The organism is Leifsonia sp. NPDC077715 (genome assembly GCF_040686855.1).
Taxonomy (GTDB): Bacteria; Actinomycetota; Actinomycetes; order Actinomycetales; family Microbacteriaceae; genus Leifsonia.
In genome coordinates, this window is the sequence record NZ_JBFBOG010000001.1 from 1,058,996 (window position 1) to 1,070,586 (window position 11,591).

11 protein-coding genes are annotated in these 11,591 nt (G+C 71.6%); 5 read left to right on the forward strand and 6 right to left on the reverse strand.

The features are described 5' to 3' along the window. The first annotated feature begins 24 nt into the window (after positions 1 to 24). The 4 genes from AB0P25_RS05205 to AB0P25_RS05220 are packed head-to-tail and all read left to right on the forward strand — an operon-like array spanning position 25 to position 4,905. The gene (locus AB0P25_RS05205; protein ID WP_363805810.1) at positions 25 to 1,182 is read left to right on the forward strand and encodes a sugar ABC transporter permease; all 1,158 of its coding nucleotides are present in this window, start codon (positions 25 to 27) and stop codon (positions 1,180 to 1,182) included. Further along, the gene (locus AB0P25_RS05210; RefSeq protein WP_363805812.1) at positions 1,179 to 2,090 is read left to right on the forward strand and encodes a carbohydrate ABC transporter permease; all 912 of its coding nucleotides are present in this window, start codon (positions 1,179 to 1,181) and stop codon (positions 2,088 to 2,090) included. The genes AB0P25_RS05205 and AB0P25_RS05210 overlap by 4 nt, the downstream gene beginning before the upstream one ends. Beyond that, entirely contained in the window at positions 2,087 to 2,830 is a 744-nt protein-coding gene (locus AB0P25_RS05215; protein WP_363805814.1) for a peptidase E, read from the forward strand. Before AB0P25_RS05210 ends, AB0P25_RS05215 begins: the two co-directional genes overlap by 4 nt. Then, the gene (locus AB0P25_RS05220; RefSeq protein WP_363805815.1) at positions 2,827 to 4,905 is read left to right on the forward strand and encodes a glycogen debranching N-terminal domain-containing protein; all 2,079 of its coding nucleotides are present in this window, start codon (positions 2,827 to 2,829) and stop codon (positions 4,903 to 4,905) included. The genes AB0P25_RS05215 and AB0P25_RS05220 overlap by 4 nt, the downstream gene beginning before the upstream one ends. A 116-nt stretch (positions 4,906 to 5,021) precedes the next feature. Here the strand turns inward: AB0P25_RS05220 and AB0P25_RS05225 are convergent, their stop codons facing one another. Further along, positions 5,022 to 6,095, reverse strand: coding sequence for an NAD(P)-binding domain-containing protein (locus tag AB0P25_RS05225; protein ID WP_363805816.1), 1,074 nt, complete (start codon positions 6,093 to 6,095; stop codon positions 5,022 to 5,024). Positions 6,096 to 6,237: 142 nt separating this feature from the next. Between AB0P25_RS05225 and AB0P25_RS05230 the strand changes: the two genes are divergently transcribed. Further along, positions 6,238 to 6,453 (forward strand): DUF3073 domain-containing protein, encoded by a 216-nt coding sequence (locus AB0P25_RS05230; protein WP_363805818.1) that lies wholly within the window; start codon positions 6,238 to 6,240, stop codon positions 6,451 to 6,453. 59 nt (positions 6,454 to 6,512) lie between these two features. Here the strand turns inward: AB0P25_RS05230 and AB0P25_RS05235 are convergent, their stop codons facing one another. From AB0P25_RS05235 to AB0P25_RS05255, 5 genes are all read right to left on the reverse strand, one after another. Continuing rightward, positions 6,513 to 7,814: a Calx-beta domain-containing protein gene (locus AB0P25_RS05235; protein ID WP_363805819.1), complete on the reverse strand. Its 1,302-nt coding sequence runs from the start codon at positions 7,812 to 7,814 to the stop codon at positions 6,513 to 6,515. A 72-nt stretch (positions 7,815 to 7,886) separates the two neighbouring features. After that, positions 7,887 to 9,008, reverse strand: a complete 1,122-nt coding sequence (gene purM / locus AB0P25_RS05240) for a phosphoribosylformylglycinamidine cyclo-ligase (protein ID WP_363805821.1) — start codon at positions 9,006 to 9,008, stop codon at positions 7,887 to 7,889. A gap of 84 nt (positions 9,009 to 9,092) precedes the next feature. Next, the gene (purF, locus tag AB0P25_RS05245) at positions 9,093 to 10,664 is read right to left on the reverse strand and encodes an amidophosphoribosyltransferase (protein ID WP_363805823.1); all 1,572 of its coding nucleotides are present in this window, start codon (positions 10,662 to 10,664) and stop codon (positions 9,093 to 9,095) included. Positions 10,665 to 10,693: 29 nt separating this feature from the next. Beyond that, entirely contained in the window at positions 10,694 to 11,050 is a 357-nt protein-coding gene (locus tag AB0P25_RS05250; RefSeq protein WP_363805824.1) for a hypothetical protein, read from the reverse strand. Positions 11,051 to 11,229: 179 nt separating this feature from the next. Then, positions 11,230 to 11,586 (reverse strand): sterol carrier family protein, encoded by a 357-nt coding sequence (locus AB0P25_RS05255; protein ID WP_363805826.1) that lies wholly within the window; start codon positions 11,584 to 11,586, stop codon positions 11,230 to 11,232. Positions 11,587 to 11,591: the final 5 nt, after the last annotated feature.

Consider the following 11,591-nt stretch of genomic DNA (forward strand, 5'->3'; position numbering starts at 1 on the left):
CTTCGACGGAGAAGAAGAAGAGTCATGTCTGCAACCACGAGTCGGCCTCGTCGCACCGGGATCCGGCGCGGCGAGGCCGCCTCGGGGTGGTTGTTCACCGCCCCGGTCATCCTGCTTCTCGGCGTTTTCCTCGTCATCCCGGTGCTCATGGCGCTGTGGGTGAGCTTCTCCGACTGGGGCGGCCGCGGCAGCCCCTTCTCCTCCGACGTGAAGTTCGTCGGGCTCCAGAACTACGCCACGCTGCTGGGCGGCGGCGGGCTCGCCGAGCAGGACTTCGGGATGTCACTCAAGAACAACGCCTGGTACGTGGTGCTCGTCGTGCCCATCCAGACCGCGGTGTCGCTCGGCCTCGCCGTGCTCGTCAACCGTGCGATCCTCCGCGGGCGCGGCTTCTTCCGCACCGCCTTCTACTTCCCGTCGGTCACCAGCTCGGTGGCGATCACGGTGCTGTGGCTGTTCCTGTTCAGCACCAGCGGAGCCGTCAACAAGGTGCTGTCGTGGTTCGGCATCCACGGACCGAACTGGTTCAACGACCCGAGCGGCATCATCCACAACCTCCTGGCGGCTGTCGGCGTCACCCAGGGTCCGGCGGCGCTGACGCAGAACACGGCCCTCGGCGTCTCGTGGTGGGACTGGCTGGGCGGCCCGTCGGTCGCCATGTCGGCGTACATCATCATGGCGGTCTTCACGACGAGCGGCACGTTCATGCTGCTGTTCCTCGCGGCGCTGCAGAACCTCGGCGGCGACATCACCGAGGCCGCGGAGATGGACGGCGCCAACGCCTGGCAGCGCTTCTGGCGGATCACGCTCCCCCAGCTCCGCCCCACGCTGTTCACCGTGCTGACCCTCGGTCTCATCGGCTGCTGGCAGGTGTTCGACCAGATCTACACCGGGACTCGTGGTGCGCCGGGCAAGACGACGCTGACGCCCGCGTACCTCTCTTATCAGACCTCGTTCGTGAACCAGTCGTGGGGCCAGGGTGCGGCGATCGCATTCATCCTGTTCGTCATCATCGTGGTGTTCACGCTGTTCCAGCGCTGGGTGCTGCGCGAACGGAAGGTGTCCAGGCGGCGGATGCGGCTGTACCAGCCGGCACTGGCCGCCGGCACGGCCGCGGGCGGTGCGCCGAGCAGCGTGCCGTCGACCAGCGACGAGAACGAACGGAAGCGAGCACTCCGATGAGCACGACCACTGTGCAGGACGCCGTCTCGGTCTCCCCACCGCCCTCGGCGCCGCGGCCCACGGCACGCCGGCGGAAGTCGACCGCGACCATCGTCGCGACCTCGATCGCCTACGCGATCCTCGTGGTGCTGGCGGTGATCTACATCATGCCGTTCCTGATCCAGGTCGCCACCTCGTTCAAGACGGACGCCGAGGCCTCGGCCAACCCGGTCTCGCTCATCCCGCAGACCTTCACCACCGCGGCGTACACGAAGTTGTTCCTCAACTCCGACTTCCCGGTCTGGTTCGGCAATACCGCTCTCGTGACCGTCTTCGTCACCGCGGGTCGCGTGTTCTTCGACTCGCTGGCGGGCTACGCGCTGGCGCGGCTGCACTTCCGCGGGCGGACCGTCGTGTTCGCCGCGCTCGTCGCCGTCATGTCGGTGCCGATGGTGGTGCTGCTGATCCCGAAGTTCCTGGTCATCAACCAGCTCGGCATGTACGACTCCTACACGGGCATGATCCTGCCGCTGCTCACGGATGCTGCAGGCGTGTTCATCATGAAGAACTTCTTCGAGTCGATCCCGGCGAGCGTAGAGGAGCAGGCCCGGATCGACGGAGCGGGCACGTTCCGGGTGTTCTGGTCGATCGTGCTGCCGATGGCGCGGCCGGCGCTCATCACGATCATCATCCTGTCGTTCCAGGGATCGTGGAACGAGCTGGCGCATTTCATCGTCTCGACGCAGAGCCCGGCGCTCACCACCCTGACCAAGGGTGTGGCGGGGCTCGCCAGCGGCCAGCTCAGCCAGGGGAGCCAGTACCCGCTGAAGCTCGCCGCGGCGGCGATCATGACCATCCCGGTCGCGGTGCTGTTCTTCGTCTTCCAGCGGCGCATCATGAACTCGAGCGAAGGGGCGGTGAAGGAGTGACAGCAAGCGAGCCCACCATCCTCGCCACCTGCGGCGGACTGAACGCGGGAGGCTGGACGGATTCGGTCTACGGACCGCTGCTCCACCACGCGATCGCTCTGTCGGAGGTGCGCGGACGGGCACCCCGGGTCACGCACGTCAACACCGCGGGCGGCGACCAGCGGCACGTCGAGGGCGGCGAGCTGGAGGCGGCGCGCGCGGCGGGGGTGGACGCGACGCATCTGCGGCTGTTCCCGCATCCCAACGTGCCGGACCTCCGCGAGCATCTGCTCCGCCAGGACGTCATCTGGGTCAGCGGCGGAAGTCTCGTGAACCTGCTCGCCGTGTGGCGGGCGCACGGAGTGGACCGGCTGCTCGCCGAGGCGTGGCGGAACGGCGTCGTGCTCGCCGGCGGCTCGGCCGGTGCGCTGTGCTGGCATGAGGGTGGCACGACGTCGTCCCACGGCCCCGACATCTCCGCCGTCGTGGACGGGCTGGGGCTCGTGCCCGGCTCGCTCGCCGTGCACTACGACTCCGACCCGAACCGGCGGCCGGCGCATCACCGCGCGATCGCCGGAGGCATCCTGTCCGACGGCTATGCGCTCGACGAGGGGACCGGTCTGGTCTACCGCGGGCGCGCGGTCGTCGATGTGGTGGCCGAGCGGCCCGGCGTGTCCGTCTGGCGCGTCGAGCGCGACGGGGACGGCGTGCGCGAGACCCGCATCCCGCCCCGGACCCTCGGCGAGGAGGCCGCCGCATGACCGCACCCCACCCCACGACCGACGCCCCTGCGGCGTCCCGATCCACCGTCACCGAACACGAAGGCACGACCCCCACGATGACCCAGCCCCTGCAGCCGCTCCTCCACGACAGCGTCGTGGTGCTCACCGCCCCGTCCCAGGCGTGGTCGGCGCCCGACGGGCGGATCGACGGCCACGGCATCCACGGGTTCTACCACTCCGACCTCCGGGTGCTCGACCGCATCGTGCTGACGGTCGGCGGCGCCGAGCCGGAGCACATCGCGACCGCGGGGGCGTCCGCAGCGGAGGCCGTCTTCACCGGCCTCGCCCGCGGGATCGACGACGCGACCGCCGACCCGCGCGTCCGGATCGACCGCACGCGGACGGTCCGCGCGGGCGTGCTGGAGGAGCGGATCGCCGTGCGCAACGCGCTCGGCTCGTCCGTCCGCACGGTCGTGGAGGTCGAACTCCGGGCGGACTTCTCCCCGATGCAGCAGATCAAGGCCGGCCTGACCGGCAGCGAGCATCCGGTGTCGGTGTCGCCGGACGGCGACGCGGGCGCGGTGCTGCGCAGCGGGCCGGTGTCCGCGCGACTGTCCGCCCCGGACGCCCACGCGACGGTCGACGGCGCCGCGATCGCGCTCCGGTGGGAGGTCGAGGTGGCGGCCCATGGCTCGGTCGAGGTCGGCTGGAGCGCTCTGGTGGATGACCCGACCGCGGTCGTCGGCGGCGCTGCGCCCTCGGCGGAATGGGAGGCGTTCGCTGCGGAGACCGGCGACTCGCGTCTGGCGTCGTGGCTGCACCGCGCGCTGGCCGACCTGCAGGCTCTGCGCATGTCGACCGTCGAGCGGCCGGAGGACGTCTTCCTCGCAGCCGGGGCGCCGTGGTTCTTCACGCTGTTCGGGCGTGACTCGCTTTGGGCGGCGCGGATGCTGCTGCCCCTCGGACACGAGACGGCCGCCTCCACGCTTCGCGTTCTCGCGCACTACCAGGGCACCGAGAGCGTCGATGCGACCGCCGAGCAGCCCGGCAAGATCATGCACGAGCTGCGGCCTGCCGCGCTCACGATCCCGGGTGAGGGCGTCGTGCTCCCTCCTCTCTATTACGGGACGGTGGACGCGACGGCTCTCTGGGTCTGCCTGCTGCACGATGCCTGGCGGTGGGGCATGCCGCGCGACGAGGTGGAGGCCCTGCTCCCCCACCTGGAGGCGGCGCTGGCGTGGATGCGCGACTACGGCGACAGCGACGGCGACGGCTTCCTCGAGTACGTCGACACGACCGGCCACGGACTCGCCAATCAGGGCTGGAAGGACTCGGGCGACTCCATCCAATGGCGCGACGGCACCCTCGCCGAGGGACCGATCGCCCTGTGCGAGGTGCAGGGGTACGCCTACGAGGCGGCCATCGGCGGTGCGGAACTGCTCGACGCGTTCGGGCGCGACGGCGGCGCGGCCTGGCGGGAGTGGGCGGCCGAGCTGAAGGAGCGGTTCGCTTCCGCATTCTGGATCGACGACCCGGCAGGGGCGTACCCCGCGGTGGCGTTGGATGCGTCCAAGCGGCGCGTGGACACGGTCACCAGCAACATCGGGCACCTGCTCGGGACGGGCATCCTCGACGATGCGCAGGCCGAGCTCGTCGCCCGACGGCTGGTCTCGCCCGAGCTGTGCTCCGGCTACGGTCTCCGGACGATGTCGACTGACTCCGCCGGATACTGGCCGCTCAGCTACCACGGCGGCAGCGTGTGGGCGCACGACACCGCGATCGCGGTGACCGGGCTGGCGCGCGACGGTTTCCGCGCGGAGGCGGGGCTGCTGGCCGACGGCCTGCTGGCGGCGGCGGACGGATTCCGCTACCGGATGCCGGAGCTGCACTCCGGCGACCCGGCGAGCAAGACCTCGGCACCCATCCCGTACCCGGCGGCCTGCCGACCGCAGGCCTGGTCGGCGGCGGCCGCGGTCGCCGTGCTGAGCGCGCGGCTCGGCCTGCGGGCGGATGCGCCGGCGGGCACGTTCACCGTGGATCCCGACCCGGCCGCCGGCTCCATCCACGTCCGCGGTCTCCGCTTCGCCGGCCAGCCCCGCGACGTCACCGCCTGACCGGCGCCCTCCGCCGCATCGCCGGGTCGACAGCGAGTGGTGAGTGCATGTCGCTACCGGATTCGGGTGGCGACATCTGCTCACCACTCGCGGGTGGGGCGGGGCGGACAGGCGGGCTAGAGCTGGGCCATGATCTGGCGGGCGATGATCCGGCCCGCGCGGTTGGCGCCGATGGTGGAGGCCTGCGGTCCATACCCGGCGAGGAATATACGCGAGTCCTGCCAGGATGCGCCCGACGCGACCGTGAGGCCGCCCGCCTTCTCCCGCAGCCGCAGCGGCGCGAGGTGGCGCAGCTCGGGGCGGAAGCCCGTCGCCCAGATGATGGCGTCCGCCTGGATGAAGGAGCCGTCGGGCCAGCGCACGCCGTCCGCCTCGATGCGGGAGAACATCCCGCGCTCCACGAGGACGCCGCGCTCGATGCCCGCCGCGATCCGGCGGGTGCGCGGCACCCCCGTGCCGCTGACGATGGACGGGAGCGCCTGGCCGTTCCGCGCTGCGGCGTCCTGCATCGCGACGGCCGCGACACCGCCCTCGATGGTGAGCTCGGACTCGTCGCGGAAGTCGACCGGCCGGCGTGTCGCCCAGGTCAGGGAGGCCGCGACCTCCTCCAACTCGAGCAGGAAGCCGATGGCGCTCGTCCCGCCGCCCACGACGACGACCGACTGCCCGGCGAACTCGTTGGCGGAGAGATACGTCGAGGTGTGCACCTGCCGTCCTCGGAAGTCGTTCACCCCCGGGTAGTACGGGACGAACGGCGCACCCCACGTGCCGGTCGCGTTGACGACGATGCGCGTCGCGGTCTCGCCGGCGGTGTGCTGCACGATCAGGTCCGCACCGCGGTCGAACACGCTCGTCACGGTGACGGGACGCTGCACGTCGAGGCCGAAGTACTCCTCGTAGCGCCGGTAGTACCCGGCGACGATGTCGCGCGCCGGAAGCGTGCGATCCGCCGTCTCGAAGCTGAGCCCGAGCTCGTTCATCCCCGGCAGATCGTGGACGTGGTGTGCGCTGCCGAGCTTGAGCGCGTCCCAGCGGTGCTGCCAGGCGCCGCCGGTGATCGGACCGCGGTCGTAGATGATGAAATCGACCCCGGGAGTCAGTTCAAAACGCCGCAGGTAGTACGCGACCGCGAGCCCGGCCTGGCCTGCGCCGATCACCACCACCTGGGTGTCGGTCCTGGTCGTGCTCACGCGCTCATCCCATCACTTCTCGCTGTGCGCGAACTCGGGGTCCCGTGGGGGCCGCATGCTAAACTGCATCTTAGTTTTCATTGTTTCTATCGGATCCCCGCGCGAGTCTCTCGCACGGGCTGGGACCAAAAGGGGGTCACGCATGGGGCGCGGCCGTCAAAAAGCGAAGCACACCAAGATCGCTCGCGAGTTGAAGTCGTTCAGTCCGAACGTGAACTACGACGCGCTGGAGCGCGAGCTGACCGGTCACTCCCACGGCGAAAGCGACCCGTACGACAAGTGGGCCGAGTACGCGACCGACGACGAGGTCGAGTACGAGGACGAAGACGAAGAGACGGGCACCCCGAAGCGCGCCTAGCGCTTCCCGTTTCGGCGCGCGCGATGCGCTCGCATCCTGACTGCGCATGAAGCGCGGGCTCATCCCACGCGAGGGGTGCGGATCGCGGCCGCCCGGACGAGTCCGAGGACGCCGCCGATCCCTCCCGCGGTGATCAGGATTCCGCCGACCAGCATCGCCAGGTCCTGAGCCCCGTTCGCCGTCGCCGTGGCGGTGGGCGCCGTGGGGTCGTCCGGCGGCAGCGCCGACGAGAGCGCAGCGGCGCCGGTCGAGCCCCCGCTCGCGTTCGCGGACGCGGGGGTCATCGTGGCCGCGGGGACGTCGGGGAGCCGGATGATCGCGGACGCCGTCGTGACGGCGGTGGAGGCGCGCTGCAGCAGCACGAAGAAGCTCGCGGCGGGTGATCCCGGCGCGCGGGCCGGAAGCGCGATACGGACAGTGGCGCTGAGCTGACCGTCTGCGAGGGACACGGTGGTGGCGACGGGCGCGTAGTCGACGCCCGACTGCGCGGTGCCGTCGGCGGTCATCACGTCGACAGTCGCGCCGCCCTGCGCGGCCGGGCGGGAGATGGTGACGAGCACGCTGGTGCTGCCGGCGACGACGGAGTCGGCCGCGACGGCGAGCGGGGCGCCGGCGGCGGTCGCGGTGAACGCGGCACTGCCGGTGGAGGCGAGGAGACCGGTGGCGGTGTCGGGCGTGAAGGTCGCGGTGACCGTGTGCGCACCGGCCGAAGGCACGGTGATCCCGGTGCGCGCCACGCCGGCCGGGGAGACCGGCGCGGTGACCGAGGGGCCCCCGTCGAGGGCGAACGACACGGTGCCGGAGGATGGGGCGCCGAGCAGCGGGCGGGTGACCGCCGCCGTCACGTCGGCCGTTCCGCCCGCGTCGACCTGCGTCGGCGCGCTCACGGTGACGGCGGTCGCGGCGGTGCAGGCGGGCGCGGTGTCGAAGCGAGCCTCGGCGGTGCCGAGCCGCCAGGCGAGGTCCGGCTCGGCGACCGCATCCACCGTGAGCAGCCAGACGCCGTGATGCTCGCCTGGATCGAAGCTCGCGGGCTGGCCGCGGACGGCGGCCCCGCTGGTGACGGCGTTCGCGGCGGATCCCGGGGCGATGGTCAGGGCGGCGGGGGCCGACGAACGGTACCCGAGGACGACGGTGCGGGATGTGACGGAGCCGAGGGGCGCATCCTGCACGCAGTCGACGAGGGGGCTGAGCGCGTCGGGAGCCGCGGGAGCGGCAGGAGCCGCGGGAGCCGGTGGTGGTGGCGTTGGCGTCGGCCCCGGCGTCGGCGTCGCCAGCGCGGGTGCCGCGCCGAGGAGCGCTCCGAACGCCGCCAGAGTCACCGCGCACGCCAGGCGAAGTCGGGCGTGCGGTCGGCTCACACGCGCCACTCTAGCGGGGTCCGGGGCCGATCCGCTCCGACCAAAAAGGGTGACGCGGCGGTGTGTCGCGGGTCAGTCCGCGTACGTGCCGACGAGCCGCACCGCGCCGCCGTCGACACCCTTGGCACCCTGCTCGAAGCCGGTCAGGTCGCGCGCAGAGGTGGAGACCGTCCCGGCCCGCCAGGTCGGGATGCCGTCGGCCGTGATCGCCGCGGCGACCGCGTCCGCCGCCTCCGGGGCGACGACGGCGAACATCCCGATTCCGAGATTCCAGGTGCCCTCGCTCGACTCCAGCGTGCTGCCGGCCAGATCGCTCAGGATGCGGAACACCGGGGTCGGGGACCACGTCGAGCGGTCGACCTCGACCCACGATCCGACGGGGAGGACGCGCGCGAGGTTGGCCGCGATGCCGCCGCCGGTCACGTGGCTGAGCGAGTGGATCGCGCCGCCGAGGGACGCATCCTGCAGCACGCGCAGCAGCGGCGACGTGTAGAGGCGCGTCGGCTCGAGCAGCGCCTCGCCGACGACGCCGCCGAAGTCCGCCGACTGGTCGGTGAAGCCGATGCCGCGTGCGGCGAGGATATGGCGGACCAGCGAGTAGCCGTTGGAGTGCAGACCGGACGACGCCATCGCGAGCACCACGTCGCCGTCGCGCACGCGGTCCGCGCCGAGCACGGCATCCGCCTCGACCGCGCCCACCGCGGCACCCGCGACGTCGTAGTCGTCGGGGCCGAGAAGACCCGGGTGCTCCGCCGTCTCGCCGCCGACGAGGGCGGTGCCCGTCGCCTCGCACGCTCGGGCGATACCCGCGACGATCGCGGCGATCCGCTCGGGGACGACCTTGCCGCACGCGATGTAGTCGGTCATGAAGAGGGGACGCGCACCCACCACGACGATGTCGTCGACGACCATGCCCACGAGGTCCTGGCCGATGGTGTCGTGCTTGTCGAGCGCCTGCGCGATCGCGACCTTGGTGCCGACGCCGTCCGTGCTCGTCGCGAGCAGCGGGCGACGGAAGTCGCGCAGGAACGACGCGTCGAACAGGCCCGCGAAGCCGCCGACTCCGCCCAGCACCTCGGGACCGTGCGTGCGGCCGACGGCGGCCTTCATCAGCTCGACGGCCCGGTCGCCCGCTGCGGTGTCGACGCCGGCGGCGGCGTAGGAGGCGGACGAGGAGGCGGTGGAGTCGGTCACCCGTACATCGTATCCGCGGCCCGCGAGCACGGGGAAAACGTCGCGGATCGGGGCAGCGGGCGACGTTCTTCCCGTGCCCGGCGGCTACTCCTGGCGGCCGGGGTCGCCGAAGGAGAGCAGGGGCTCGAGCTCGGAGTCGGGGCCGGGCTCGCAGCCGTCGGAGGTGGCGTCCGAGCCGTCGTCGGTCGGGGAGACGGCCGGGCGCTCCAGGAGATTCTTGCCCAGGTGGTGCGCGTCCGGGAGCTCGATCGGGTACTTGCCGGTGAAGCACGCCGTGCACAGGCGCTCGCGCGGCTGCTCCGTGGCGTCGATCATGCCGTCTTCGGAGAGGTAGCCGAGGCTGTCGGCGCCGATGGACTGGCGCACCTCTTCGACGCCCAGCCCGGTCGCGATCAGCTCGGCGCGGGAGGCGAAGTCGATGCCGTAGAAGCACGGCCAGGTGATGGGCGGGCTGGAGATGCGGACGTGCACCTCGGCCGCACCGGCCTCCCGCAGCATCGAGACCAGGGCGCGCTGCGTGTTGCCGCGGACGATCGAGTCGTCGACGACCACCAGGCGCTTGCCCTTGATGACCTCCTTGAGCGGGTTCAGCTTGAGCTTGATACCGCGCTGGCGGATGGTCTGCGACGGCTGGATGAAGGTGCGGCCGACGTAAGAGTTCTTCACCAGGCCCTGCCCGAACGGGATGCCGGAGGCCTGCGCGTAGCCGATCGCCGCCGGCGTGCCGGACTCGGGCGTCGGGATGACGAGGTCGGCCTCGACCGCGTGCTCGCGCGCCAGCTGGCGGCCCATCTCGACGCGGGCCTCGTAGACGCCGCGACCGGCGATGGTGGTGTCGGGACGCGCGAGGTAGACGTACTCGAAGACGCATCCCGCGCGCTTCTCGGTCGCGAAGCGCTGGCTGCGCAGGCCGTTCTCATCGATCGCCAGCAGCTCGCCCGGCTCGACCTCGCGCACGAAGCTCGCGCCGACGATGTCGAGGGCGGCGGTCTCGGAGGCGACGACCCAGCCGCGCTCCAGGCGGCCGAGCACCAGCGGGCGCACGCCCTGCGGGTCGCGGGCCGCGTACAGGGTGTGCTCGTCCATGAACACCAGGCAGAAGGCTCCGCGGAGGCGCGGCAGCACCTCCAGCGCGGTCGACTCGAGGGTGTGGTCGAGGTCACCGGTGAGCAGCGCCGTCACCACGGCGGTGTCGGTCGTGTTGCCCCGGGACAGCTCGCCGTCGTGCTGGGGGTAGCGCTCGTGCACGAGCTGCATCAGCTCGGCGGTGTTGGTCAGGTTGCCGTTGTGACCCAGCGCGACCGTGCCGCTGGCGGTGGAGCCCAGCGTCGGCTGCGCGTTCTGCCAGCTGGAGGCTCCGGTCGTCGAGTAGCGCGTGTGCCCGACGGCGATGTGGCCGGGGAGCGAGTTGAGCGCGTTCTCGTTGAAGACCTGGGAGACGAGTCCCATGTCCTTGTAGATGAGGATCTTGTCCCCGTCGCTCGTCGCGATGCCTGCCGACTCCTGGCCGCGGTGCTGGAGCGCGTACAGCCCGAAGTAGCTGAGCTTTGCGACCTCCTCACCGGGGGCCCAGACGCCGAAGACGCCGCAGGCGTCCTGCGGCCCCTTCTCGCCGGGCAGCAGATCGTGACTGAGAAGACCGTCGCCTCCGGCCACAGCGGACCCCTTTCAGGAAGTCGGGATGTTCAGCTCTGGGTGTCGCTCGTATCGTCCGGCGTCTCGGTGACGCGCACGTCGATTCTATCCGCCTGGACGCTGCGGGCTCGACGGGCGGTCGTCCGGTCGAGGACGAGCGCGACGACGGCCCCGAGGGCGACGCCGATGGTCACGCAGATCGCGAGCAGGAAGCCGAAGACGCTGCCGCGGTCGTACGTCGGGTTCTCGGGGAACGAGAACGTCAGGATGAGCGCGACGATCGCGAAGAGCACCGCGCCGGTGATCATGAAGCGGAAGTACCGCGGCGAGCGCCGCACGCGCACCTCGGCCGGGGTGACGGTCTCTGTCTCCTCCGGCTGCTCGGGGACGGCGGGGCTGTCGCTCATGGTTCGATTCTCCCAGATCGAAACTGGGCGCTCGTCGTGCGTCATGCCCGGCCGGAGCGCACGTCTTAAGAGGTGTGAGCGCAACTGTTCTTCGCGTCGTGGTCGGTGCCGTGTTCGCCCTCGTGATGGCGGGCGCCGCGGTGGTGGCGGTCGTGCTCGGGGTGCAGCCGTGAGGTCGGTCAGTAGCGCAGCGGCAGCAGGCCCTCCAGGGTCGCCCGCTGACCCGAGGCGTGCACCGCCCCGGATGCCACGCCCTCGTCCCACGTCGTGGCACCGGAGGCGAGGGCGAGCCAGGTCGCCGCGTCGGTCTCGATGACGTTGGGCGGGGTGCCCCGTGTGTGACGCGGGCCGGGGATGCACTGGACGGCGCCGAACGGCGGCACCCGCACCTCCACCGTGTTGCCCGGAGCGCGCTCCGCGAGCAGCTGGAGCAGGTAGCGCACCGCGGTCGCTGTCGTCTCGCGGTCGGCTCCGCCTGCGACCGCGCCGCGCACGGCCGGGCCGCCGACCGCGTCGGGGATCTTCGCTCTCGCCATGTCGT